Genomic DNA, 24,865 nt, shown 5'->3' with positions numbered 1-24,865 from the left:
GCGTGTGACCGGTGAGCACAGATTTTCAGAAGGCGCGGGACGCCCTCGGGGCGCGGCTTCGGGAGCTTCGTACGACGGGTCCCGCAGGTCGGCTCACCGGTCCACAACTGGCCGAACGGCTTGGCTGGCCCCACTCCAAGATCTACAAACTGGAGAACGGCCGGCAGACCGCGACCGCCACCGACCTCCAGGCTTGGGCGGAAGCGACGGGTCAACCCGATGCCGCACCCGAACTGCACTCGCGCCTCCGCGGGCTTGAATCCCACGTGCGGTCCTGGCGACGACAGCTCGCCACGGGACACCGCCCGGTACAGGACGCGATCACTGTGGAGCACGCTCGGACCGCCACCCTGTGCATCTGGGAGAACAGCCTCATACCGGGGATGGTGCAGACTCCGGACTACGCCCGTGCGGTCTTCACCCGGCACGCTCAGCTGATGCGCTCCCCGAAGGACACCGAGGAGGCTGTACGGGCGCGGGTGCAGCGCCAGGAAGCCCTGTACGACTCCCGCAAGCGGCACCGGATCCTCATGTGGGAGGGAGCTATGCGGGCCCTCGTGTGTTCGCCCGCCGTGCTGGCCGCCCAACTCGACCGGCTCGCGAGCCTGACCGGTCTTGACACCGTGGAACTGGGAATCGTCCCCTTTGCCGCACCGCTGAAGATCCATCCGGCGAACGGATTCTGGATCTACGACGACCGGCTGGTCATCGCTGAGGACTGGCACGCGGAACTATGGATCGATGACACCGACAGCATCGCCGTCTACCAGCGCACGTGGAATCTCCTACGTGAATCAGCTGTCTTCGGTACTGAGGCCCAACGAGTCATTTCCCACGTGCAGCGCGCCGGTTAGGTAAATTCCTTGTACGAGGTGAACTGCCTCTCGGTGGAGGCGTCCTCGACCTGACCGAGCCGGTCGCTCCACCAGCGCAGGGAGGCCTTGCCCGGGCGAATTAGCTCGTCGCAAGAGGGGAAGGAGCCCGGTGCCTGGGGCGGTCCTCTCCACAGCTTTGGCTACCTCCCTGGCCGCGGTTCCGGCAGGACACCGGCCATGCCCGCTCCATCGCCTACCGAGGCGCGGCTATTCTGATCCGAAAAAGCTCCCAAGGATCAGATCGAACTCGCAAACTGGAGAAAGGACATCACTCGTGATCGCCCCTCGAAGAGCGTCAGCATTGCGATGCTCGTCACAGAACGTCTGAGCTGCGGTCAGTTTGTCACCCGTGACAGATTCCGGATAATAATCTTCGATCGCTCCGCGTTCTAGCACGTAGATTTTTTCGTCACGCAAGGACGAGATGAGACTTGCCTTTGCTTCTCCGATTTCCCTGCTCGGGGGATTCTTTACCAGCTCCGCCCTCACATCGCGAGTGACGGCACGGTGGAAGAATTCATCTACCGCCTTCCTCAGGTCTTCCCATTCACAGCCACCGGCTGAGAAGAGTTCGCCAGCTCGGGTAGCGTCCCGCCATAGGTCCTTCATTGCAGGTGCGTCGCGCAGTTTCCGGGCCACGTTGCTTGAAATGTCAGTCTCGCCGCGCCGACTCCTGACGATGGTATCCCCCACCGCTTCCATCAGGATCTTTTGCTTGGATGCACAGGCATCACTTGCTCCAAGCTTATTGAATCCCTCAACTAGTGCGTCTAGGTCCGCTAGAACCGCGACCGCCACACCAAATTTCTCAAAGAACCCTCTATACCGTGCAATGCTGGACTTTCCATTAACTTTAGCGATGGCCACCGAGCGCTTACCGAAATCCCAGTCCGGATTCAGAGTCCGAGCAATATGGGGAACGAGGATGTGATCACTATCTCCTTCCACTAGGAGCACCTTGTCCGAGAAAAACGCGGCATCGTTATTCTCTTGGCGGATCATCTGAAATTGATCCTTGGCCTTTAGATGTGACAGGTCAATCGGATAGGCAACTGCAGAGGGTGGGGAGGTGGACCTATCCTTCGCGATCTTCACGAATGTCCCGGTTGCCTGCGGGCTGTAAAAGGACGTCGAGTGAGTGCTAACCAGCACGTGGTGATCCTGAGAAAATACGCGAAGAGCTTCAAATAGCTGCTTTTGAGCCCGCGGGTGCAAAAAGAGCTCAGGCTCCTCGAACAGCAGGAGGTAGGGCCTCGACTTTGCCGTCGCCGAGCGATCACGCATGGCAGTCCTAAGCTCGGCGTACGTCCGAAGAATCGCGAAGGTGACGGATCGGCGAAGACCATCCCCCTTGCTCTTGAACGTGCCCCTGACGCCATCATCGACTGTAATCGTCGCATTAGACAGAACACTCTTGAGATCCGGTGGGGGGATCTCAATGCTAACTCGGGTATCAGGGAAGGCTGCCTGCAGATTACCCTCGACGAGTTGCTCGATGTTTCTCACCTCATCGAGTCGCCTGTCGTTGACGCCACCTTCGGGGAGTGCCTCAACATTTAGATAGCCGCGCAACTTTCCGAACAGCTCGTCAACGTCGGCCAACTGCGGCTTGATCTGCTCAACTAGTATGCTTAGCAACTTTCCGAATGAAGCACTTTCAGAAGTCTTGAGGTCATCGGATAGCTCCTTTACTGCGGGAATGTAGATGACCTCCGGAAGTAGGGCCTGGATAGACTTCTCCATCCCGGTCGGCAGATCCACATCACCCTTAGTTCGCTCGGATTGATGGAGGGAATTTGCGAGGGCGGCAATCGCCTCTTTGACATCCTTCTGAGTCGGCTTCGGAGGTAAAATATCCCTCAAATCAGGGAATGCGTAAACCGCGCTCTCTTTAAGTTCCTCGCCCCGCTTTCCGGCGACCATCTCTTGAACGGAGGAAGGCCAGTACTTCTTATTGATGGGAACATCATCAACTTGCCTCAGGAGTCCTTTTCCTGGTGCGTCGTAGACGCGTGAAAGCGTCAGCCTCCCGCCGTTGGCAACCTTCTCGATCCTGCCCCTGTGTTCCTCGGCAAGTCGCGCCAAGTCCTCATCTTTAATCTCATCGAGAGTTACTTCGATACGCAGCGGATTTCCGGCGTCATAGAAATCTGAATCCTTCAAAATTGGCCCACTGAAGAAGATGTCCAACGCTTGCAAGATGGAGGACTTACCCGCGTTGTTCTCGCCGATAATGCAGCCGAAGGGTGATACCGGAAGGCTCAAGTCGCGAAGGCCGCGATAGTTTTGTACTCTTACATTGGAAATAAGCACAGAAGTCCTCTTGGTCCCTCTATCCCGAAGCCCTTGGCTTTGGGATGGTTTGGCATCTGAACAGCCTAGAACCACGGGGTGCGTGTGGGTGGTGCTTTTCCTGAGATTGGTGGTCCGATCGCTGAGCAACCGCGCGAGCTCCGCGACCGGCCTGTGCGGTGGGGCTTGTAGCTGACCGGCGTTCTGCCAAACCTGTGCCAGATGGGGCGATAGGTGGTGGTCAACCGTGGCATCCTCAGGCTGTCCATCTACCCATCCGGGCGACTGTCTCTGCAGGTAGGTCAGGGAGCAGCAGGGCTCGCGGGCACTGGGTTGGAAGCGACCTCTCGTGTCGATGGGCGTGTTACTGATCGTTTCAATATGAGCTGGTGGGGCGCTGGCCTCGGGGTGCTCTGTAGGTGAGCCGCTATGAATGCTCACCGACCGGTGCATTACCGTCCCAGCGCGGTCTGCGTGTCGACTGCCGCGAGCACAATGTCAGCTAGTTCGGCGGCGCACTGACCTCCACCCGCGTCGATGCGAGCCAGGCCAAGCCTGTCGATGGCCTCGATCATCAGGGCCTGGTAGCGCTCCGTGCGGGCCAGGAACTTGTCCATCAGGACCCGTTCCTCGTCTGTGGCTGCTTCGTAGCAGCCCGCAGAATGAACGCGGGCGCGTACTAGGGAGTCGTCGGTGGTGAGCCACACGGCGGCCGTGTGCGGGACTTGTAGCCTCGCGACGCGCGCAGGCCAGAGTGCCGACCCCTCCAGGACCAGGCCCGTGCTGCCGCTGTCTTCGGCCGCACGGGCCGTGATCAGCTCTTCGATCCGGGGCCAGAGCCGATCGTAGTGGTCGAAGACAGACGTGATCAGTTCGTTCACGGTAAGTGATCCGTAGTGCTCAGCGACATGCGCCGGCACCTCCCAATCCGAGGTTCTCCAGGGTCGCCCAGGATGCCTGGCCAGCGCGTCAGTACTCAGGCACTCGAACCCGAATTCTTCCGCAACCTCTTGGGCGATGGTCGACTTCCCGACGTTCGACGTCCCGCCGATCAGAACCACTCGTACATCACGCACACCGACGACCCTACTGATCCTTCTGGGACGGTGCCTGCAGTCGGCGGAGACAGATGATGCAGCCCGACGTTCCTGTCGCGGCGGCAGGAACGGAGCTATGCGGTCCCAGAGTTCATCCGGGACAAGATCGGCAGACACCCGCCAAACCCTGCCCGCGAAGATCGCCAGGGCTAGCCGCCACGCCGATCTCATTCTGAAACGATCAGTTGGTCGGGTCGCCTTAGCGGTCAAGTCGGGGGCAATCCGCAGGGGCCACCTTTAGCAGAGCAGCAGCGTGCCGTCGACATCCAGGAGGATGGGGCCGCTGTTGCCCCTGGAGCATGGGGAGTTGGGCGGGCGTCAGTCCTACGCGCTCCGCGTGGGCCCCGGCGGCCAGCCGATGACTGCGTCCGCCTGGACGTTGCGCAGTGACGTTCCCTCGAAGCGGGCGCCCGTGATGTCCGTCGGGCCCAGGCGGGGGATGCCCGTGTTGACGCTGCTGAGTCGGGCGCCCGTCAGGTCGGTGTCGCGGAGGTCGGCGTCGCGGAGGTCGCAGCCGGCCAGGACCGCGCCGCGCAGGGAGGCTCCGCGGAGGTCTGCGCCGCTGAAGTCGCAGAACTTGAACCAACAGCCTTCCAGCGTCGCGTAGCGCAGGTCCGCCCCCGCGAACGAGCAGCGCGCGAAGCGCAGTTGGTTCGTGCGGGCCGAGGCAAGGTTCTGGTGGGTGAAGTCCTCGCCGCTTACGGCCGCATAGCGGTGGAGCTCGGAAAGGCGTTGGCGCGCGGTCAGTGGCGTGGTCATGGGGGTCAGCGTCTCAGCCGTGCTGGTGGTCGGCGTCGAGATTACGACAACTTGACAGTTCAACAGACGGCCGTGCGTGAGGCGATCACGTTCCCCTGGAGGGGGAATTGAGGCTGTCTCGGGCTGATTTGGGCATCGACGCCCTCTTGCCTGCTGTACGGTGATCGTGTCATCACGTTCTGTGTGCATGTCTTGCGTGCGCATGGGGCGGCCCCCGGTGGTGTTACAGCACCTAGCCGAGGGCCTTCACCCAACTAGTGGAGACAGAGGTCCACCGGGATGCTTTGGCATGCTATCGCGCCGGTTCGGCGTTACACGAAGGCCTCGCACGATGTTGTGCGTCATCCGCGTCTGTGCAGTGACGCGAAGATCCTGCTGTTGTACGTGCAGGGGTTGCCCGATGAGCAGACGCATCTGGCTCTGTCCGAGCATGCTCGGAAGTTGGGTATCAAGGGGCGTGCGTTTCAGCGGGCCAAGGAGCAGCTCATTGTGAATGGGTTTGTTCATGAGCGGCGGGTTTCCGGGGAGCGGGGGTTGTGGGTCACCCAGCAGCTCTTCTCCAATGTGCCGTTGAGCGATGCTGATGCTCTTGGTGTGTGGCGGGAGGCCGGTGTGGGCGGCGACCCGTCTCCGGGTGCGCACTTTCCGGCCGTCGGCCGGCCGGGTCCTCGGACCGTCGGTCGTCAACTACCGGTAGGGGAAGAACGGGAGAAGAACTCATCCCACCCACCCACCGAACCCCCGCACGTGAGCGAAGCTTTGGTGGAGCTTTCGCCTGAAGAGGCCGAGGCTGAGCGGGTGTTGTTGTCCCTGCGGCACGTGGACCGGCAGCTGCGGCTCGGGGTTGCTGAAGCGCGTGAGCTTGTGAGGCTGGCTGTCGAGTGGTTGCGGCGCGGGGTGTCGGGCTCGGAGCTTCGGCGGGTGTTGAGCGGTGGCCTGCCGTCTGAGGGGGTGCGGTCCGCTGTGGGGTTTCTGGGGCATCGGCTCGTGAAGAAGATGCCTGAAGTGCCCGAGATCGAGCGGCAGCCGTTGTCCGCCGCGCCTGTTGTTGTTCCTCCGTACGTTCCGGCTCCCCTAGTGACCTGCCAGGGGCCCGGGACCGAGCATGTCTTCCGGGCCATGGCGGGGGAGACCGAGTGTCCCGACTGTCAGCAGGCTGCCGCCTGGGCCCGGTGGGCCGAGCGCCGGGCCGCTGATCTGGGAGTTGATCTCGCCGAGGACGCCGCGAAGGCCGTGGAAGATGGGCGGGATCCGGGAGGGTGGCGCGGGAGACTCGCCGCTGCCGCTGGGGCTACCGGGGCGGCCGGGGCGCCCGGCGGTCAGTAGGCCGGGGGCCTGCCACCCTGCGCCCCGCTCGTCAGCCCCGGGCAGCCGCTCGCTGCAGGCGGAGTTGGCCGATTTCCGCAACGTTCTTCATCAGTTCGGCGTTCACCCACGCGATCATGTGGGCCACCGTGTGCTGCGGGTCCTTCGGCCAGGGGAACGGGGCCGTGGCGTCCAGGTCGGTGGTGGTGAGGCCGGCCAGTGCCGTCAGCCAGTCCTTCCGCAGGGCGCGCAGCCACTCGACGGTCGGCTTGCCCGCGCCGGGCCAGGTGATGTTGCTCCGCTCCCGGGGTGTCCTCCCCTGGGCGTGGTCCGCGGCCACGCTCCACCACCAGCCCATGTGCCAGCTCAGCCAGGCGATGTTGGGTACGGGTACGGGGTCGGGCTCCGTGTCCGCCCAGTCCGGTGTCCATGTCCCGTCGGCGGACCGGCGTACCGTCCAGCAGTTCGCGGCGGGCTCCCACAGGAAGTCGTCGGGCTCGATCCGCTCCAAGTGGTACTCGAACAGCGACCACGTCAGGTCGAACTGCCAGCGGAGGAGGTCGAGCGCGGGGACGTAGGGAGTGGGCGGGGAGATCGTCACCGTACGAACCTTGCACAGCGATGCGGGTGGTGAGAAGCGGTTTTGTGCTGCGGACGCGCCTGTGCCCGGCGACGGGAGAGATGTATGTCGCCGGGCACTGGCAGCGGAGCTGATACGGAAGGCGTCAGCCCGTGATCTCGATCTTGCCGTTGTCCTTGTCGTGCTTCTCGGGCGAGGAGGCCGAGCCGGACGTGCCCGTGCGGTCCTTCAGGTTCTGGAGCAGGGAGGCGACGTCGACGCCGGTCGTGGAGCTGAGCAGCTCCATGCCCTGGGCGACGTTGTCGGTGACCGTGCGGGCCAGCTGGCTTGCGCCGTCCGTCGAGATGACCGTCAGCTTGTCGATGGCGCTCAGCGGCTCGGAGGCCTTCGCGACGACGTCCGGGAGGACCTCGACCAGCATCTGGAGGACGGCCGCGTCGCCGTATCGGGCGAACGCGTCGGCCTTCTTCTGCATGGCCTCGGCCTCGGCCGCACCCTTGGCGGCGATCGCCGCGGCGTCCGCCTCACCCTCGATGCGCACCGCGTCGGCCAGTGCCGAACGGTGGAGCTTCTCACCCTGACCGGTCAGGCGCGAGCGCTCCGCGTCCGCCTCGGCCTCCTTGACCTGGGCGATACGGCGGGCCTCCGCCTCCTGCTCCGCCTGGTAGCGGGCGGCGTCGGCGGGCTTACGGACCTTGGTGTCCAGCTCGCGGTCGGTCAGCGCCGCCTGGCGCTCGGCGACCTTCTCCTGCTCCATGAGGACTTCCTGCTGACGCGCGGCCTCGGCGAGCGGACCGGCTGCGTTGGCCTTGGCGGCCGCGGCTTCGGTCTCGGCCTTGATCTCGGCCTGCTTCAGGTAGTACGTCCGCTCGGCGATGGCGATCTCCTCGGCCGCCTTCAGCCGGGCCTGCTCCGATGCGCGCCTGGCGATCGCCTCGGCGATGTCCGCCTCCTGCTTGGCGCGGGCGGCCTCCGGACGGCCGAGGTCCTCCAGGTAGGAGCCCTCGGTGGTGATGTCCTGGATCTGGAAGGCGTCCAGGATCAGGCCCTGGCCGGAGAGGCTGGCCTCGGCCTCCTCGGCGACCTGACCGGCGAACGCGGCGCGGTCGCGGATGATGTCCTCGACCGACATGCGGCCGACGATCGCGCGGAGCGCTCCGGAGAGCACTTCCTGGGTGAAGCCGACGATGCCGTTCTGCTGCTGCAGGAAGCGCTGGGCGGCGGCGCGGATGGCGTCCTCGCTGCCCCCGACCTTGACGATCGCGACGCCTTCGAGGTTCGACTTCACGCCGCGCAGGGTGACCGCGCCGCGGACGGCGATCGGGATGTGCCGGCTGGAGAGGTCCAGGGTGAACTTCTGCTGGACGAACGGCACGACGAAGACACCGCCACCGACGACGACCTTCTGGCCGCTGTTGTCGATGCTGGTGAGGCCGGTGACCGGATCGGTCGACTTCTTGCCGCGGCGGCCGGTGATGATGAAGGCCTCGCTGGGCCCGGCGACCTTGTACCGCGTGATGACGACCAGGCCGAGCAGGACGAGGAGTACGACGATGCCGATGACGGCGATGACAACTGGACTCATGAGAGGTGTCCCCCCTGCCTCCCGGGTGGGGGACGGCAGATTGTTGTGGTGCGAGGTGCTGGTGGGGTGGGTGGGCGGATGAGGATGCGGTGTGGTGCTGCGAAGAAATGCGGTGTGGTGCTGCAGAGAAGGTGGTGGGGAGCGGCGCCGGTCCTGCGTGGTCAGCGCTCGACCGGGCGTACGGCGACCGAGGTGGTCGACAGCTCCGCTTCCACCCAGATCTCGGTGCCGCGGACGACGGGCGTCGGGGACTTGGCCGCGTACTTGACGGGCGTACCCGCCAGCCGCAGCATCACCTCGCCGTAGCCGTCGGCCGGGATGGCCGTCACGACCGTCCCGGACGTGCCGACCAGGTCGCCGCCGCGCGGTGTGGCGGAGGTCTGGTCCCGCATCAGGGCCTGGCTGAACTTCCAGGTCAGCCAGGCCGCGACGACTCCGGCCGCGATGCCGACGACGGTGGCCACGAACGTCCCGGCACCCGTGGTGCCGAGCATGATCGCCCCGCCGAAGCCGAGCATCGAGACGAAACCGGCGATCACCGGGAGCGAGAGCAGTCCGTCGAAGAGCCCGTCGAGCACACCGTCGAGCATCCCTTCGAGGACGCCGCCGAAGATCAGGGAAAGGGCCAGCAGGACGATTCCCGCAATGCCGAGACCGAGAAAGAAGGTCACGTGATCACTCCCCTGATTTTCGACTTCCCCCGGGTAATTCCGTCGAACTGACTGGATGGTCCCATAGGGGGGCGGTTCGGGTCACTGCCGGAACCCGGCAATCTTTACGCGGTTTTGATGCCGGACAACTGATCGGCAAGGGTGGAAAGTGACTGGAAGGTGGCGCCCAGCAGCGCGACGTGCTTCCAGCGCAGGACGCCGTCCGGGCCGATGAGGAAGACCGCCCGCCGTACGCCGATGCCGGGGGCGGCGACCCCGTACGCCTTGGCGATCTCCCGGCCCTCGTCGGCCAGCAGCGGCATCCGGAGCCCGTAGGTGCGGGCGAACGACTCATGGCTGTCCACACCCTGTGGACTGATTCCCCAGACCTCCGCGTCGAGCCCCTCGAAGGTCTCCATGCCCGAGGAGTACGAGCACAGCTGCTTCGTGCAGACGCTGGTGTTGTCCCCGGGGTAGAACGCCAGCACCAGGGCCCGGCCGCGGGCGGCGGAGAGCGCGTAGTCGCCGCGTTCGAAGGTGTCCCCGGGCACGGACAGGACACCGCCCGGGAGCGTGAAGTCCGGTGCCGGGCTGCCGAGGGGAGGTCCTGCCGCCATGAGGTCTCCTTCTTGTGCGTTCGTGGCGCGTACTTGTGGTTCGTGGCGCTTACACGGATGCGCCCGTGCCCGTACAGTGAACGGCACTTTCCGCCTGATGACACGTTCGGCCCATCCGGAACGGGTTCCGCACCGAATACGGAGGGAGCGGGCCCACCCGTCCCGCACCCGGCTCTGGAGGTACGCGTGGCCCAACGACCGCCGTCGGCAGCGGTTCTCGTCCTGCACGGGGGCCACGAGAACGGTACGGAACCGCCGCCCCCCGGCCTCCTGAACCTCCCCGGCGTCCGCATGCGGCCCTTCGTCCGCGCCCTGCGCCGGGCCACCCGTGCGCCCGGGGGCGGTGAGGACGGTACGGAGGTCCTCGTACGGCAGGTGCGTTACGTCCACCGGGGGTGGAACGGGCCCCGTGCCGACGCCCTCCACGACGCCCTGGCCGCGCTCGACGCCCTCGGCGAGGAGGCCGGAGACGTACCGGTGGTCCTCCTCGGCCACTCCATGGGCGCCCGCGCCGCCCTGCGCGCCGCCGGTCACCCCCTCGTACGCGGGGTCGTCGGCCTCGCCCCCTGGTGCCCGCCGGGCGACCCGGTGACCCAGCTCGCGGGCCGTGACGTCGTCCTGGTGCACAGCAACCGGGACCGGATGACCAGCCCCCAGGCCACCCAGTCCCTCACCGCACGGGCCCGCCGGGCCGGCGCCCGTACCTGCATGATCACCGTCCGGGGCGGCGACCACGCGATGATCCGCCGCGCCCCGGCCTGGCACCACCTCACGACCGGCCTGGTCACCGGGTTGCTGGGAACCGGCAGCCTGCCGGGGCCGGTCACCGCCGCCCTCGGCCTGCCGCCGACCGCCGAGCCCACCGAGGGCACCCTCGACCTCGACCGGCTGCGCGCCGAGCGCGGCGCGGCCGGACTCCAGCCGAGCCCCTGACGCCTCCGGCCTGGCCGTAGCCCAGCTCCTGACCCCTCCGGCCCGGCCGCACCCGCCGTCCTGCGGATGCGGTGCCGGAAGCGGCCGCCCACGATGGAGACCCGGAGGCCGGTCCGCGGCGACGGAGTTCCGGGAGCCGACCCTCGGCGATGGAGTCCGAGGGCCGATCTACGGCGGAGGAGAAACCTTGCAGGCCGAAGCGTGCGGCGACGGTATGCCGTCGTCCTTCGACCCCCCGACCGTGGCCGCCCTCCTCGACGGGAACCCCGCCGGAGTGGCCGTGCTCGACGCGCACCTCCGCTACACCTACGTCAACCCGGCCCTCGAACGGCTCAACGGCCTCCCCGCCGGCTCCCACCTGGGCCGTACCTTCTCCGAGGTGCTGCCCGAACTCCGCGGTCAGGCGGCCGTCCTGCGTGGCGTCCTGCGCGACGGGGAGCCCCGCGAGCAGACGATCAGCGGCCGGACCTGGGCCGCGGCCTCCGTCGACCCGCGGTTCTGGCGCGCCACCTACCACCGGCTGGACACCGGCGGGGACGTCTGCGGGCTGATGGTGATCGTCGTCGAGATCAGCGACATCGCCCGGCAGCGGGCCGAGCTGGAGGAGGCGCGTGGCCATGTGGCACTGCTCTCCACCGCCGCCGTCCGGATCGGCACCACGCTCGACATGGACACCACCTGCCGGGAGCTCGCCGACTTCGTCGTGCCCGCCTTCGCCGACGTGGCAGCCGTCGACGTCTTCCCGCCCCGGGTGGGCCACCCCGTACGCCGTGCCGACCCCGGTGTCCTGCGGCTGCGGCGGTCCGCGCTGCGGGGCGAGGGGCCGCTCGACGAGCAGGTGCAGCGGTTCGGACACCCGGGGGAGTACGTCGACTTCGCGGCGGACTCCGCGGTGACCCGGTGCCTGGCCGAGAACGAGCCGGTCCTCGACGACTGGGCCGATCACCGCCGCGGCCGCTCCGCCTTCACCTCGGACCGGATCACCGCCTCCCAGGCCCTCGGCCTGCGCGAGGCGCTCGTCGTCCCGCTCACCGCACGCGGCCGGCCGCTCGGCACCCTCAGCCTCGTCCGGGCCGACGGCTCGCCCGCCTTCACCGACCAGGACGTGGTCGTCGCCCGGGAACTCGCGGGCCGGGCCGCCGTCGACCTCGACCATGCCCGCCGCTACGACCACGAGCACAGCATCGCCCGCGAGCTCCAGGCCTCCCTGCTCTCCGAGCCCCGCGGCCCCCACCCGCACGTGGAGATCGCCACCCGGTACCTGCCGGCGGACCGGGGCGTCCTGGTCGGCGGCGACTGGTTCGACGTCGTACCGCTCCGGGACGGCCGCCACCTCAAGGCCATGGGCGACGTGATGGGCCACGGTGTGGAGGCGGCGGTGGCGATGAGCCACTACCGCTCGCTGCTGCGGCTGCTGGCGGGCGACGACCTGCCCCCGCACCGGATCCTGGAGCAGCTCGACGAGATGGTCGAGCGGTCGGGCCTGGACCGGGCGGCGACCTGCCTGCTGGCCGTCGTGGACCGGTTCGGCGGGGTGTGCGAGGTGGCCAGCGCGGGCCATCTGCCCCCGGTGTTCATCGACCCGGGGGAGGCCGGGGCCCGCATCGTTCCGGTGGAGACCGGGCCGCCGCTGGGCACCGGCTTCGGCGGCTACCGGACCACCTCCGTGCCCTGCGGCCCGGGGACGGTGCTGTTCATGTACACCGACGGTCTGGTGGAGCGCCGGGGCGAGGACATCGACGTGTCGGTGGGGCGGCTGGCCTCGCTGACCCTGCCGCGCACCGGGACACTCGAGGACCTTCTCGACCAGGTGCTCGACCGGTTCGGCGGGGACGCGGAGGACGACATCGCGGTGCTGGCCTCCCGTATCAAGGAGGGGCCGCCGGTGCTGCGGCGGCCCGGCGGCGGGACGTAGGGAACCTCAGCCCAGCTCCAGGCTGGTGATGCCGTAGTACCCGCCCCGGTCGATCACCGGCTCGGGGCCCGTGTACATCCGGGCCGTGTCGAACGACGGTGTCAGGCCCAGCTCACCGGCGAGCCGGACGGCCGCCGGATTGATGTCGGGGACGTCGACGGCCACCGGCCGGTCCGGCGCGGTCGCCGCGAGCGCGCTCACGAGCGCCGCCGCCACCTGCGGGGACGCGGCATAGAGGGGGCCGATACGGGAGGCCGCCCGGCAGGCGCGCAGCACCGCGAGGCCCTGGAGCTCCCCGTCGCGCACCGCCGCCAGGGCGGTGCGGCCGGTGGCCGTGATCCAGGCCGCGAGGAAGCCGTCCCTGGCCGTCGGGAAGAACCGCCGGTCGTACGCGGCGAGCCGGGCGAAGGGCACGGACCGGGCGTCGACGAGGGCGGTGCCCGGGGGCGGCGCGATGTCCGTCGGCGGGGTGCCCTCGTACCTCGCGTTGCTCCAGCAGGTGACGAAGCCGGAGCGGCGGTAGTTGTCCTGCTGCGCGGGCACCCCGTCCAGCCCGATCGTGCGGCCGGAGAGCCGGGCCGTCCCCGCCTGCCAGGTGCGGAGCCCGTAGCCCTGGCCGCGCAGATGGGGGCGGGTCAGGTAGAAACCCAGGAAGCCGTGGCCGGGGCCGTACCGCACGACGGAGACGGAGGTGACCGGTACGCCGTCGAGGCGGCCGATCAGGAATCCGCCGGGGTCGGTCGGGAAGAAGACCCCGCCGTCGGTGAGGCCGGGGTTCCAGCCCTCTTCATGGGCCCATTCGCCCACCGTCACGATGTCCTCGGCGCTGGCCGCGGTGATCTCGAAATCTTCGACAGGGTTCGGCACGGCACAGTCGTACCCAGGGCGGGGGCGGTTCAGTGATCAGGGGTTACGCCGTTGGGGTGATCGCTGGGTGATCGCTGTCGGGGTGGCGCCCCGGTGCTCCTTGGCGCTCACGCCGTCTCCGGGCCGTTCTCCCGGCGCCGGCCGCGCAGCTGCCGCAGGACCAGGGCGGCCGAGGTGATCAGCGGCAGCATCCCCGCCACCGCGTCGGCGGTGTTCAGCTTGTCGTGCGAGCCCTTGGCCCGGCGCACCTGCTTCGATGCCCTGATGACGGCGAGCGCGCTGCTGCCCAGGCTCAGCGCGAGCCCCACCTTGCTGCCGCGCAGGCCCTTGGCGGGCGCGGAGCGGTTCTTCTTCGCCATCGGAGGTACCTCCAGGTGTTGCGGGGCGGTCCGAACTCCGGACGCGTAGCCCGTCCCACGTAACCGGGCCCGCCCCGCCCCCGCAAACGGACCCGTCCTCCGCGACCGGCCGTTCACCACCCCGTCCAGAGCAGGTGGTTGATCAGCAGCGCCGGGACCACCGACGCGACCAGCCAGTACCGCGCGGTCCGGGCGGGCAGCAGGGCGGCGGCGGGGAGCAGCCACAGCAGGAACGGCTGCCAGATGCGCTCGGTCTCCGCCTTGCTCATCCCGGAGAGGTCGGCGGCGAGCAGCGCCACCAGCGCCGCCAGGACGAGCAGCGCCAGCCGCCGGGCGGGGGCGCGCGTTGCCGTGTTCCCCGTACGCGGTGCCGTGTCTCCCGTACGGAGCGCCCGTACGGCCCCGAAGGCGTACGACGCGCTCCGGCGCACTCCGGCGACGGCGGCCAGGCCCGACGCGAGGACGGCACAGGCGAGGTTGGCCCAGACCCAGTACGCGTACGGGCGGATGCCGCCCGCGCCCTGGTAGTAGCGCTCGACCAGCAGGTGGTACGCGGTCCACCAGTGGAAGCCGGCGAGGGTGAAGGCGGCCGGGACCACCAGCGCGCCGAGCAGGAACGGGACCACCGGGCGGGCCGTCCGGGCGAGCACAAGGACCATGAGCAGGACGGTGGCCATCAGCCCCAGCCCGTAACTGAGGTAGCAGGTCCACCCGAACAGCAGGCCCCCGCCCACCGCGGCGGCGGCCGGGAAGCGGACCCGGCGCGTCGCCGCCAGCGCGAGCAGCGCCACCGACCAGGCGGCGACGGCGGCGAAGTACCCGTCGGCGGAGACCCCCGCCCAAACGGCCGCCGGGGCGAGGACGAGGAAGGGTGCCGCCCGCCGGGCCAGGTGCTCACCGGCCAGGACGCGCACGGTGATCAGGGCGGCCAGCACCGCCGAACTGCCCACGACGACGCACCAGACGGCGGCCCACGCGCCCCCGCCGAGCCCGATGCGGTCCAGCCAGACGAACGTCAGGGTCGCGCCCGGCGGGTGCCCGGCGACATGGGCGGGCCAGTTGCCGGGCTCGCCGATCACGATGTGGTTCGTGAAGTCGCGCAGGGTGGCGGGGATGTCGTCGAAGCGGTCGATGACCCGCAGGTACTCGTGCTTGGTGGTGAGGCGCCGCTCCACGCCCCGGTACCAGCCGTCGATCAGCGCCATCGAGAAGACCCAGGCGGTGGACCCGGCCCAGGCCGCCCCGAGGAGCCCGCGCCAGGGCAGCCGGGCGGCGAGCGGTGGCCCGTACGCGACGACGAGGACGGCCATCGTCAGCGCGGCCGGGGTGCCGGGGCCCAGGTGGGGGTCCCAGGAGGCCAGGAGGGGTGGCCACTGGGCGCGCAGGGTGCCGTTCCGGTTCTGGATGGCGTGGCCGACCAGGATCGCGGCGGTGACGAGGAGGACCCCCGCGGCGGCGGCGATCAGGTCGAGCCGGCGTGCGCGGCCGCTTTCGGGGCCCTCGGGGCCGGTACGCGGGTCCGGGGCGTCCGGGCGGCCGGGCCCCGTTCCCTCGGCGGCTTCCGTGCGGGGGGTGTGTTCGGTCTTCACGCTGGCACGCTATGCACGCCGGGGCGCGTTCCGGCGGTACGGCGGGGCCGCGTCACCGAACCGTCAGATCCGGCGCGCCCGAGGTGAGTCCGGGGCGCGTCCGGGGCGCGGACACCACAAGCCCGGGACCGACGTCAGAATTTCGTCAGGAGTCGCAGCCGCCTCCGAGCGGTGTCACCGGCTTAGCGTCGGGCCCATGCCCGAACGCCGCCGGATCGCCTCCCTCCCCGACCGTCTTCCCGATCGCCTCACCGCCCTCCGCACGCCCGCCGACCCCGGCTTCTGGCGCAGCCCGGTGCGCGGAGTGCGCTTCACCGCCGTGCTCGGTCTCGTCCTCCTCGTCGGGCTCACCCTGCTGTTCGTCACCGGCCTGCTCTCGTACGCCGCGTACAACCCGGACCTGGACCCGGTCAACGACAAGACCCCGGACAAGGGGCTGCTGGGCTTCTACCTGTTCGCCTGGCCGACCGGACCGCACTGGCTCTACCGGCTGACGCAGGGGCTGCACGTCACGGTCGGCATCGTGCTCGTACCCGTGCTGCTGGCGAAGCTCTGGTCGGTGATCCCGCGCCTGTTCGCGCTGCCGCCCGCCCGGTCGGTGGGCCACGCCCTGGAGCGGATCTCGCTGCTGCTCCTCGTGGGCGGGGCGCTGTTCGAGTTCCTCACCGGGCTGCTCAACATCCAGCTGGACTACCTCTTCCCGGGGTCCTTCTACACCCTGCACTTCTACGGGGCGTGGGTCTTCCTCGCCGGATTCGTCGCCCATGTGGCGCTGAAGTTGCCGCAGGCCGTACGGGTGTTGCGGTCCGGCATCCCGCGCGGCGAGCCGGACACCCCCGCCGCCCCCGACCCCCTCGCCGCCCCCGACCCGCTGCCCGCCACCCTCTCCCGGCGCGGCGCCCTCGCCATGGTGGGGGCCGGGTCCCTGCTCCTGCTGATCACCTCGGCCGGGCGCAGCTTCGACGGACCGCTGCGCCGCATCGCGCTCCTCACCCCGCGCGGCGGTACGGAACAGGGTCCTGGCCCGAACGCCTTCCAGGTCAACAAGACGGCCGCCGCCGTCCGGATCACCCCCGCCGACACCGGCGAGCGCTGGCGGCTGACGGTACGGGGGCCGGCCGGCGAACTCCGTTTCTCCCGGGCCGAGCTGCTGGCGATGGAGCAGCACAGCGCGGCGCTCCCGATCGCCTGCGTGGAGGGCTGGTCGACCTCGGACCAGCTCTGGCGCGGGGTGCGGCTGTCGGACCTGGCGGCGCTCGCCGGATACCCGGACAGCCCGCCGGACGTGTTCGTGGAGTCGTTGCAGCGCAGCGGCTCGTTCCGGAAGGCCGCGCTGCGCGACAACCAGGTCCGCGACGGCCGCTCGCTGCTCGCGCTGGAGGTCAACGGCGCCCCGCTGTCGCCCGACCACGGCTACCCGGCCCGGATCATCGTGCCCGCCGCGCCCGGGGTGCTGAACACCAAATGGGTCGAGACCCTGACGTTCGGAGAGCTCTGATGTCCACGAGAGCGGTGCCGCCCGTGCCCGCCGGCGCACCCAGCCCGTCGCGCCCGTCCCGCCCGTCCCGCTTCTCCCCGCGCCGGTGGTACGGGGAGGGCCCCCTCCATCTCCTCCTGCTGGCGGCCACCTTCTGCCTGGCCGGATACGCGGGCGTACGCCTCCTGGACGGCGACACCCTCGGCGTACTGCTCTGGTTCGCCGGGTCGGCGCTGCTGCACGATCTGGTGCTGCTCCCGGTGTACGCGGGGGCCGACCGGGCTCTGCGCGCGGCGCTGGGACCGCGGCGAGCCCTGGTCAACTTCGTCCGCGTACCGGTGTTCCTCTCCGGGCTGCTCCTGCTGATCTGGTTCCCGCTGATCACCCGGCGGACCGAGCGGCGGTACGTGGCCGCCTCCGGCACCTCACCGGACCTCTACCTCTCCCACTGGCTGCTGATCACGGGGGCGTTGTTCGCGCTCTCCGCGCTCTGGCTGCTGGTCCGCGCGCTCCGGTCCCGTACGGGAGGACGGGGGCGGCGCAGGGAGACGAAGGCCCGGCCCTCCGCGCTCCACTGATCGGCCGGACGCCAGCCGCACGCGTCCGCGTACCGCAGGAGCGCCGGGGTGCCGATCCGGGCCCAGGGGAACGGCCGGTCCGCCGGGCCCGGCGCGGCCTTCTCCGCCGGTGTGCGCAGGCCGTCGTCCAGGCGGACCTGGACGCGTTCGTCGATGTCGAGCGGCGAGGTCTCCGCGATCAGCAGCCCGCCGGTGGAGAGGAGTTCGGCCGCCCGGTCCAGCAGGGCGGCCGGGTCGCCGCCGATGCCGATGTTGCCGTCGACGAGCAGCACGGTGCCCCAACGGCCCTCCCCCGGCAGCGGATCGAAGACGCTGCGGAGCAGGGCGGAGCCGCCGATGCGCCGGGTGCGGGCCACCGCCGCCTCGCTGACGTCGATGCCGAGCGCGCGGTGGCCCAGCGCGCTCAGCTCCGCGACGAGCCGCCCCGGCCCGCAGCCGATGTCCAGCACCGGGCCCTCGCACCGGTGCAGGGCCGAGAGGTCGGCGGAGCCCGCGTCGGAGCACCAGCGTTCGACCTCCAGGGGCAGCAGCCAGCCGTCGCTGCGTCGGAGGAAGAGCGGTCCGTGTCCGTTGCGCAGGGCGTTGGCGTACGGGTCGGTGCCCCAGGGGGCGGTACGGGCTTCCGCGCCCAGGCCGGGTTCGGTTTCGGGGCCGACGTCCAGGGTGTCGGTGGTCTCCCGGGAAGTGGGTGCGTCCGGAGCGTCGGTGGTCTCCCGGGACTCCTGTGTGGCCGTCCCGGACGAGGACGGGGGCAGCGTCGTACTCATCGGACCCCCACCCCGGTCAGCCGGCCGAGCACCGCGGCGAACCGGCCGTCGGGAGCCTCGGCCGCGACCCGGTGGGCGTCGGCCGCCGTGTCCACGTCGAGCAGGACCGGCAGGTCCCGTACCCGCAGACCGGCCTCCACCAGCCGGCGCCGCTGCACCGCACCGGTCTCCGGGACGGACATGGGCACCCCGCGCAGCAGGGCGGGATCGGGTTGCGCGAGGCCCAGGGCCCAGAAGCCGCCGTCCTCGGCGGGGCCGAACCAGGCGTCGCAGCGCTCCCAGGCGTCCGGGGCGAGGGCGGGGGCGAGGAGGGCCGGGGTGATCTGCGGGGTGTCCATGCCGACCAGGAGGGCCGGCCCGGTACACCCGCCGAAGGCCGCCGCGAGCCGCTCGTCCAGTCCGCCCGCGCTCTGCGGGACCACCTCGATGCCCGGCGGCACCCAGGGGCCCGGCCGCCCGTCGAGGACGAGGACGCGCCGCCGGCCGGGGAGGGCGAGCACGGTCCGCAAGGTGTCCGCCAGGGCGGCGGCGGCGAGCTCGGCGGCCTCGGCGTGGGAGAAGGGCGGACAGAGCCGGGTCTTGACCCGGCCGGGCACCGGTTCCTTCGCGATGACCAGCAAATCCGTGGGTCCGTCGGGACCACTGGGTCCGTACGCGACGGGCCCGGCGGGTCCACTGTTTCCGTACGCGCTCATCGGGCGGCCCCCGTTCCGGTCGGGGCGGCCGAGGCGGGGGCACGGTCGGCCGGTGCGTCCGCCGGTGGTTCGCGCAGGACCCCGCGCATGTCGCGCACCGCGTGCCAGGTGCCCCGCCAGGTGCCGGTCACCTTCGACTTCCCGGTGCGCGGCCGGTAGGGGACATCGCTCTCCGCGACTCGCAGCCCGGCGTCCGAGGCCCGCACCACCATCTGGAGCGGGTAGCCGCTGCGCCGGTCGGTGAGGTCCAGGGCCAGCAGGTCGCTGCGGCGGGCCGCCCGCAGCGGGCCGAGGTCGTGCAGGCGCAGCCCCGTACGGCGGCGGAGCATCCGGGCGAGCGCCAGGTTTCCCGCGCGCGCGTGCGGGGGCCAGGCGCCCCGGCCCTCGGGGCGGCGGCGGCCGAGCAGCAGATCGCACTCACCGTCCGCGATCCGCCGGACGAACCCGGCCAGCAGCGCGGGGTCCAGTGAGCCGTCGCAGTCGCAGAAGCAGACGAACTCGGCCTCGGCGGCGAGCAGTCCGGCATGGCAGGCCGCACCGAACCCGCGCCGCTCCTCGGTGACGACGCTCGCGCCGAGGGAGCGGGCGATCTCGGCCGACCCGTCGGTCGAGCCGTTGTCGACGACGATCGCGCGCCAGCCGTCGGGAATCCGGTCGAGCACCCAGGGCAGGGCGCCCGCCTCGTCGAGGCAGGGCAGGACGACGTCGGCCTTCGGAATGGCTGATTGCGGAGGGACGGCTTCCGGGTGAAGGGCAGAGGAATCGGTCACCCGCCTCACCCTACGGAGACAACTCCGGCATTCCGGTCTTCAGGTTCTTACGAAACATGGACGTCGGCCGGATGGCGGCGGGCTCCTCCCCCGGCGCGCCGGAGAGCGGTGCGAAGGTGGACGCCATGGAGAACTCCCCGTCCGCCCCGCCCCACGCACCCGCCACCGAAGGCAGGCGCGGCCGGGTCCTCGTCGTGGACGACGACCCGACCGTGGCCGAGGTCGTCGTCGGCTATCTGCACCGTGCCGGGTACGCCGTCGAGCGGGCCGGGGACGGGCCCGCAGCCCTGGAACGGTTCGCGGCGGCCCGGCCCGACCTCGTCGTCCTGGACCTGATGCTGCCCGCCATGGACGGGTTCGAGGTCTGCCGCCGGATGCGCGCGCACGGGCCGGTCCCGGTCATCATGCTCACCGCACGCGGTGACGAGGAGGACCGCATCCTCGGCCTGGAGACCGGGGCCGACGACTACGTCACCAAGCCGTTCAGCCCGCGTGAACTGGTCCTGCGGGTCGAGTCCGTGCTGCGCCGCGCCGGTGCCGGGACGCCCGCCGCCGAAGAGGCCCGACCGCTGTCGGGCGCCGGACTGTGCCTGGACCCGGTGGCTCGCAGCGCTTCCCGCGGAGGGGCCGGACTCGCCCTGACCCTGCGGGAGTTCGACCTGCTCGCCTTCCTTCTCCGGCATCCCGGGCGGGCGTTCGGCCGGGAGGAGCTGATGCGGGAGGTCTGGGGCTGGGACTTCGGCGACCTGTCCACGGTCACTGTCCACATCCGCAGGCTGCGCGGCAAGGTCGAACAGGACCCGGCACGGCCCCGGTTGATCCGTACGGTGTGGGGGGTGGGGTACCGCCTGGACCTCCCGGGCGACGGGGAGGCCGGGGAGGCCGGGGAGGCCGGGGAGACTGCGGGGGCCACGGGGGCCACGGGGGCCCCTGAGTCCCCTGAGGCCACGAGGGCCATAGAGGCCTCTGAGGCCCCTGAGGCTCCTGGGACCACCGACCATACGGCGGGAGCACCCCGTGCGTGACCTCCTCCTCATCGCGCTGTTCGCCTTCCTCGGTGCGGCCGCCGCCGGACTGCTCGGCGCGCTCGTCCTGCGGCTCCTGCGCCACCGGTCGCTCGTGGTCTCGATGAGCGTCGTCGCCGGCGTGGCCGTCGCCGCGATGCTCGCCGGGACGCTGACGGTGGCGTGGGCGATGTTCCTGTCCTCGCACGACCTGTACGTCGTGACGACCGTCGTCGCCATGGCCGCCGTGGTCTCCCTGGTCACCGCCGTACTGCTGGGCCGCTGGGTCGCGGCCCGCAGCAGGGAACTGACCCTGGCCGCGCGGTCGTTCGGCGACGGCGGCACCTTCGCGCCGCCCGCCGGGCAGCCCACCGCCGAGCTGGCCGCGCTCACCCGCGAGCTGGCCGCCACCAGCGCCAAGCTGGACAGCTCACGCGAGCGCGAACGGGCCCTGGAGACCTCGCGGCGCGAGCTCGTCGCCTGGATCTCGCACGATCTGCGCACACCGCTGGCGGGCCTGCGGGCCATGGCCGAGGCGCTGGAGGACGGCATGGCCCCCGACTCCGGGCGCTATCTGCGGCAGATACGGACGGAGGTGGAGCGCATGAACGGGATGGTCGGCGACCTCTTCGAACTCTCCCGCATCCACGCCGGTTCCCTCACCCTCGCCCCGGCCCGGATCTCCCTCTACGACCTGGTCGACGACGCGCTGGCCGGGGCCGGCCCGCTGGCGCGCGAGCGCGGGGTGCGGCTGGTGGGCGACCGGATCGAGGAGGTGCCGGTGGAGGTGGACGGCAAGGAGATGAGCCGGGTGCTGGGCAACCTCCTGATCAACGCCATCCGCCGCACCCCGGCGGACGGCACGGTGGCGCTGTCCGCGCACCGCTCGGACGGCGGGGTCGTCCTGTCGGTGACCGACGGCTGCGGAGGCATCCCGGAGGAGGACCTGCCCCGGGTCTTCGACACCGGCTGGCGCGGCAGCCATGCCCGTACGCCCCCGGCCGGCGCGGGACTCGGCCTGGCCATCGTGCGCGGCATCGTGGAGGCCCACGCCGGGCGCGCCGAGGTCCGCAACGTCCAGGGCGGCTGCTGCTTCTCGGTCACGCTCCCGGCGGTGTGAGGGCCCGGGCCGACCGGTCCCCCCACTGCGGCATGACAGCGTCACCGCCCGTTCACACCACGTCCGTACGGGCGTCGCCGCGCCTTGCGATCGTCCCCACGGAAGAACGCGTGTACGGAATCACGTGCACGAGATCCGTGTGTACGGAGAGGACGTCCATGAACAGATCGAGTACCGGCCTGCCCCGGCGCGGGGCCCGGCTGCTGGCCGCAGTACTGGCCGCGGGCACGGTCGTCGTCGGCGCGTCCACCGGGGCGGTCGCGGCGGGCCCCGGTGGCGCGGGCGGTTCGGGGGCGTGCGCCGGGAGCGGGCCGCTGCCGCGCAGCTGTGCGCAGCCGGGCGATCTGATCGGCGTCACCCTGGGCGAACTCCACCCGACGCAGGCCGTGCTCGGCTTCGACCAGGTCTTCTACAAGCTGGGCCGCTACGGCAGCGACCGGGACGAGGCGGCGGGCGGCTTCAACAAGCGCTTCGACGACTGGTGCGAGACCAACGGCCAGGGCGAGGCGGCCTCGGTGAGCCCCGGCGCCCACCTGGACGACCCGGCGAGCTTCTCCTGCACGGTGCCGCTCGGCCAGGAGACCGCGAAGTCGATCGCCCCGATGAAGACGGCCGTGGTCGGGCCGGGCGGGAAGCTGTACCTCACCGACGGACACCACACGCTGACGTCCTTCCTGGAGGGCCCCGACGGCTCCACCCGGCTGCCGATCCGCCTCCGCGTCACCGACAACTTCAGCTCCCTCTCCACCACAGCCTTCTGGCAGCGGATGACCGCCGAGAAGAAGGTCTGGCTGCGCGACGAGAACAACAAGCCCTTGGGCGTCGACCAGTTGCCGGACCGCCTGGGGATCACGAACTTCCGCGACGACCCGTACCGCAGCCTCGTCTACTTCACGCGGGACATCGGTTACGAAGTCCCGGACGGGGCGACGGAGTTCCTGGAGTTCTCCTGGGGCTCCTGGCTGCGCGGGGAGCACGACGCGGCCGCGTACGACCTCACCTCCCCCGGCCCGTACCTCGACCTGGTCAAGAGCGCCTCGAAGTCCATGGCCGCGCTCGCCCCGGACGCGGTCGTCGACGACGGGAAGACCGCTGCCCAGCTGGGCCGGATCGCGGAGTGGAACGGCGGGAAGAAGGAGACGGGCGGGGAGTTCGCCAAGTTGGGCAAGCCGCTGACGGACCCCAAGCCGGGCAAGCTCGCCGAGGCGCTCGACTACAAGGCCCGGGTGGAGCCCGTCCCCGCCTGCACCACGAAGATCACCGGTACGCGCAACGGGCCGCTGACCGTCACCGGCGGTGTCACCTGCGTCGACCGCGCTGCCCTGCGCGGCCCGGTCACCGTCCGCGCCGGTGCGGCCCTCGTCCTGACCGGCTCCACGCTGGAGGGCCCGCTCCAGGCCGACCGCGCCGCCGCGATCCACGTGTGCGGCTCCGGCATCACCGGGCCCCTGGCCATCAGCCGGACCACCGGACCCGTCCGGCTGGGCGGCCCCGGCTGCACCGCCAACTCCGTCACCGGGGCCGTCGTCCTGACCGGCAACACCGGAGGCGTCCTGCTCGCCGCCAACAGGATCACGGGCCCCGTGGCGTGCTCCGGCAACCTGCCGGCCCCGGACACCACGGGCCGCAACAACGAGGTCCGCGGCCCGCGCACGGGGCAGTGCGCCGGAGTGTGAGCCCCGGAGCTACGGGCTACGGCGCGCGCCTCAGCCCGCAGCCCCGCAGCCACGCGCTACGGCCGCGCCTCAGCCCGTAGCCCCGCAGCGCGAGCGGTCCGGCGCCTCAGCCCGCAACGCCGTAGTCCCGTAGTCCCGTAGTCCCGTAGTCCCGTAGTCCCGTAGTCCCGCAGTCCCGCAGTCCCGCAGTCCGAGCATTAGGGCGCCTCAGCCCCCACGGGCTGGGGCGCCGCCCCTTCGACCTGAGCCGCTCCCGCTCCCCGCAGCCCAGCCCGCGCGAACTCCGCCATCCCCTCCGCGAAGCCGACCCCCGGCCGCCACCCCAGCTCCTCGCGCAGCCGCCGCGAGTCCGCCGTGACATGGCGTACGTCGCCGAGGCGGTACTCCCCGGTCACCACCGGCTCCGGCCCGCCGTGCGCGGCGGCCAGCGCGGTGGCCATCTCGCCGATGGTGTGCGGCTCCCCGCTGCCCGTGTTGTACGCGGTGAAGGAGGCGGGCCGGCGCTCCCGGACCGCCTCCAGGGCCACCGCGTTGGCCGCGGCGACATCGCGGACGTGGACGAAGTCGCGGCGCTGGCGCCCGTCCTCGTAGACCCGGGGCGCCTCCCCGCGCGCCAGGGCCGAGCGGAAGAACGAGGCGACCCCGGCGTACGGGGTGTCGCGCGGCATCCCCGGCCCGTACACGTTGTGGTAGCGCAGCGACACCGCCCGGCCCCCCGTGGCCCGCGCCCACGCGGCGGCCAGGTGCTCCTGGGCGAGTTTGGTGGTCGCGTACACGTTGCGCGGGTCGGCGGGCGCGTCCTCGGAGACCAGGCCCGGCACCAACTCCGCACCGCAGTCGGGGCAGTGGGGCTCGAAGCTCCCCGCCCGCAGTCCGGCCTCCGCGCGCGGGCCGGGGCGGACCGTGCCGTGGCGCGGGCAGTCGTAGCGGCCCTCGCCGTAGACGACCATCGACCCGGCCAGTACGAGATCCCGCACCCCGGCGGCGGCCATCTCCGCCAGCAGCACCGCCGTACCGAGGTCGTTGCACCCCACGTACAGCGGCGCGTCCGCGAAGTCCTTGCCCAGCCCCACCATCGCCGCCTGGTGGCAGACCGCGTCCACCCCGGCGAGCGCGCCCGCCACCGCCTCCCGGTCCCGGACATCCCCGACGACCAGGTGGGCCCCGGGGACCTCGGGGGCCGTGGCACCGGGGTGCGCCGAGGGCAGCAACGCGTCGAGCACCACGCTCTCGTGCCCGGCCGCGGTGAGTGCGGCGACGACATGTGACCCGATGAACCCGGCTCCGCCGGTGACCAGTACGCGCATGGCGGCCACGCTAGGGGCCGGGCGGCCACCGGGCGGTGCGCGGCGCAC

The 24,865-nt window shown here is 70.8% G+C and carries 22 protein-coding genes; 8 read left to right on the top strand and 14 right to left on the bottom strand.

Going from position 1 to position 24,865, the window contains the following annotated elements:
• Nucleotides 1-11: 11 nt before the first annotated feature.
• Nucleotides 12-854 (top strand): helix-turn-helix domain-containing protein, encoded by an 843-nt coding sequence (locus IE264_RS06915; protein WP_032755972.1) that lies wholly within the window; start codon nucleotides 12-14, stop codon nucleotides 852-854.
• 228 nt (nucleotides 855-1,082) lie between these two features.
• Here the strand turns inward: IE264_RS06915 and IE264_RS06910 are convergent, their stop codons facing one another.
• The 3 genes from IE264_RS06910 to IE264_RS06900 form a co-directional block, all read right to left on the bottom strand.
• A complete protein-coding gene (locus IE264_RS06910) occupies nucleotides 1,083-3,620 on the bottom strand; it encodes an ATP-dependent nuclease (RefSeq protein ID WP_078657419.1) in 2,538 nt (845 codons plus the stop codon).
• The gene (locus tag IE264_RS06905) at nucleotides 3,620-4,228 is read right to left on the bottom strand and encodes a hypothetical protein (protein WP_032755974.1); all 609 of its coding nucleotides are present in this window, start codon (nucleotides 4,226-4,228) and stop codon (nucleotides 3,620-3,622) included. Before IE264_RS06905 ends, IE264_RS06910 begins: the two co-directional genes overlap by 1 nt.
• A gap of 360 nt (nucleotides 4,229-4,588) precedes the next feature.
• Entirely contained in the window at nucleotides 4,589-5,023 is a 435-nt protein-coding gene (locus IE264_RS06900; protein ID WP_032755976.1) for a pentapeptide repeat-containing protein, read from the bottom strand.
• A 279-nt stretch (nucleotides 5,024-5,302) separates the two neighbouring features.
• Between IE264_RS06900 and IE264_RS06895 the strand changes: the two genes are divergently transcribed.
• The gene (locus IE264_RS06895; RefSeq protein ID WP_032755978.1) at nucleotides 5,303-6,349 is read left to right on the top strand and encodes a hypothetical protein; all 1,047 of its coding nucleotides are present in this window, start codon (nucleotides 5,303-5,305) and stop codon (nucleotides 6,347-6,349) included.
• Nucleotides 6,350-6,380: 31 nt separating this feature from the next.
• Here the strand turns inward: IE264_RS06895 and IE264_RS06890 are convergent, their stop codons facing one another.
• The 4 genes from IE264_RS06890 to IE264_RS06875 all read right to left on the bottom strand — a co-directional run bounded on the left by IE264_RS06890 (nucleotide 6,381) and on the right by IE264_RS06875 (nucleotide 9,760).
• Nucleotides 6,381-6,929: a DinB family protein gene (locus IE264_RS06890; protein WP_078657420.1), complete on the bottom strand. Its 549-nt coding sequence runs from the start codon at nucleotides 6,927-6,929 to the stop codon at nucleotides 6,381-6,383.
• A 124-nt stretch (nucleotides 6,930-7,053) separates the two neighbouring features.
• Nucleotides 7,054-8,493, bottom strand: a complete 1,440-nt coding sequence (locus IE264_RS06885; RefSeq protein WP_015609696.1) for a flotillin family protein — start codon at nucleotides 8,491-8,493, stop codon at nucleotides 7,054-7,056.
• Nucleotides 8,494-8,654: 161 nt separating this feature from the next.
• Entirely contained in the window at nucleotides 8,655-9,164 is a 510-nt protein-coding gene (locus IE264_RS06880) for an NfeD C-terminal domain-containing protein (protein ID WP_031122431.1), read from the bottom strand.
• 104 nt (nucleotides 9,165-9,268) lie between these two features.
• Nucleotides 9,269-9,760 (bottom strand): peroxiredoxin, encoded by a 492-nt coding sequence (locus IE264_RS06875; protein ID WP_032755980.1) that lies wholly within the window; start codon nucleotides 9,758-9,760, stop codon nucleotides 9,269-9,271.
• A gap of 186 nt (nucleotides 9,761-9,946) precedes the next feature.
• Here IE264_RS06875 and IE264_RS06870 point away from each other — a divergent pair, with 186 nt between their 5' ends.
• The gene (locus IE264_RS06870) at nucleotides 9,947-10,693 is read left to right on the top strand and encodes a serine aminopeptidase domain-containing protein (RefSeq protein ID WP_032755981.1); all 747 of its coding nucleotides are present in this window, start codon (nucleotides 9,947-9,949) and stop codon (nucleotides 10,691-10,693) included.
• Between the two features lie 214 nt (nucleotides 10,694-10,907).
• Entirely contained in the window at nucleotides 10,908-12,608 is a 1,701-nt protein-coding gene (locus tag IE264_RS06865) for a SpoIIE family protein phosphatase (protein WP_106973091.1), read from the top strand.
• Between the two features lie 6 nt (nucleotides 12,609-12,614).
• Here the strand turns inward: IE264_RS06865 and IE264_RS06860 are convergent, their stop codons facing one another.
• From IE264_RS06860 to IE264_RS06850, 3 genes are all read right to left on the bottom strand, one after another.
• A complete protein-coding gene (locus IE264_RS06860) occupies nucleotides 12,615-13,475 on the bottom strand; it encodes a GNAT family N-acetyltransferase (protein ID WP_032755984.1) in 861 nt (286 codons plus the stop codon).
• A gap of 107 nt (nucleotides 13,476-13,582) precedes the next feature.
• Nucleotides 13,583-13,834, bottom strand: coding sequence for a hypothetical protein (locus IE264_RS06855; RefSeq protein WP_015609690.1), 252 nt, complete (start codon nucleotides 13,832-13,834; stop codon nucleotides 13,583-13,585).
• Nucleotides 13,835-13,947: 113 nt separating this feature from the next.
• A complete protein-coding gene (locus tag IE264_RS06850; RefSeq protein ID WP_032755987.1) occupies nucleotides 13,948-15,423 on the bottom strand; it encodes a hypothetical protein in 1,476 nt (491 codons plus the stop codon).
• Between the two features lie 196 nt (nucleotides 15,424-15,619).
• Between IE264_RS06850 and IE264_RS06845 the strand changes: the two genes are divergently transcribed.
• Nucleotides 15,620-16,921 (top strand): molybdopterin-dependent oxidoreductase, encoded by a 1,302-nt coding sequence (locus IE264_RS06845; RefSeq protein ID WP_032755990.1) that lies wholly within the window; start codon nucleotides 15,620-15,622, stop codon nucleotides 16,919-16,921.
• Between the two features lie 415 nt (nucleotides 16,922-17,336).
• Here IE264_RS06845 and IE264_RS06840 read toward each other — a convergent pair whose 3' ends face one another.
• Genes IE264_RS06840 through IE264_RS06830 form a run of 3 tightly spaced genes read right to left on the bottom strand, consistent with a single transcriptional unit; the run spans nucleotide 17,337 to nucleotide 19,710 of the window.
• On the bottom strand, nucleotides 17,337-18,245 hold the full coding sequence (locus tag IE264_RS06840; RefSeq protein WP_190167596.1) for a class I SAM-dependent methyltransferase: 909 nt from the start codon (nucleotides 18,243-18,245) through the stop codon (nucleotides 17,337-17,339).
• Nucleotides 18,242-18,940 carry a TIGR04282 family arsenosugar biosynthesis glycosyltransferase gene (locus IE264_RS06835; protein WP_051821779.1) on the bottom strand — a complete coding sequence of 233 codons (699 nt, stop codon included), beginning with the start codon at nucleotides 18,938-18,940 and terminating at the stop codon, nucleotides 18,242-18,244. The genes IE264_RS06840 and IE264_RS06835 overlap by 4 nt, the downstream gene beginning before the upstream one ends.
• The gene (locus tag IE264_RS06830) at nucleotides 18,937-19,710 is read right to left on the bottom strand and encodes a glycosyltransferase family 2 protein (protein WP_032755995.1); all 774 of its coding nucleotides are present in this window, start codon (nucleotides 19,708-19,710) and stop codon (nucleotides 18,937-18,939) included. Before IE264_RS06830 ends, IE264_RS06835 begins: the two co-directional genes overlap by 4 nt.
• Before the next feature lie 125 nt (nucleotides 19,711-19,835).
• On the opposite strand from IE264_RS06830, the gene IE264_RS06825 reads away from it, so the two are divergent.
• From IE264_RS06825 to IE264_RS06815, 3 genes are all read left to right on the top strand, one after another.
• Nucleotides 19,836-20,735, top strand: coding sequence for a response regulator transcription factor (locus tag IE264_RS06825; RefSeq protein ID WP_078657428.1), 900 nt, complete (start codon nucleotides 19,836-19,838; stop codon nucleotides 20,733-20,735).
• Nucleotides 20,728-21,834: a sensor histidine kinase gene (locus IE264_RS06820; RefSeq protein ID WP_015609682.1), complete on the top strand. Its 1,107-nt coding sequence runs from the start codon at nucleotides 20,728-20,730 to the stop codon at nucleotides 21,832-21,834. Before IE264_RS06825 ends, IE264_RS06820 begins: the two co-directional genes overlap by 8 nt.
• A 158-nt stretch (nucleotides 21,835-21,992) precedes the next feature.
• A complete protein-coding gene (locus IE264_RS06815; protein WP_032755999.1) occupies nucleotides 21,993-23,510 on the top strand; it encodes a ParB/Srx family N-terminal domain-containing protein in 1,518 nt (505 codons plus the stop codon).
• Nucleotides 23,511-23,707: 197 nt separating this feature from the next.
• Here IE264_RS06815 and IE264_RS06810 read toward each other — a convergent pair whose 3' ends face one another.
• On the bottom strand, nucleotides 23,708-24,817 hold the full coding sequence (locus IE264_RS06810; RefSeq protein WP_032756213.1) for an NAD-dependent epimerase/dehydratase family protein: 1,110 nt from the start codon (nucleotides 24,815-24,817) through the stop codon (nucleotides 23,708-23,710).
• Between the last annotated feature and the right edge of the window lie 48 nt (nucleotides 24,818-24,865).

Origin of the sequence: Streptomyces microflavus (genome assembly GCF_014650075.1) — a bacterium.
Classification (GTDB): Bacteria; Actinomycetota; Actinomycetes; order Streptomycetales; family Streptomycetaceae; genus Streptomyces; species Streptomyces microflavus.
This window is presented reverse-complemented; position numbering and strand designations above follow the sequence as displayed.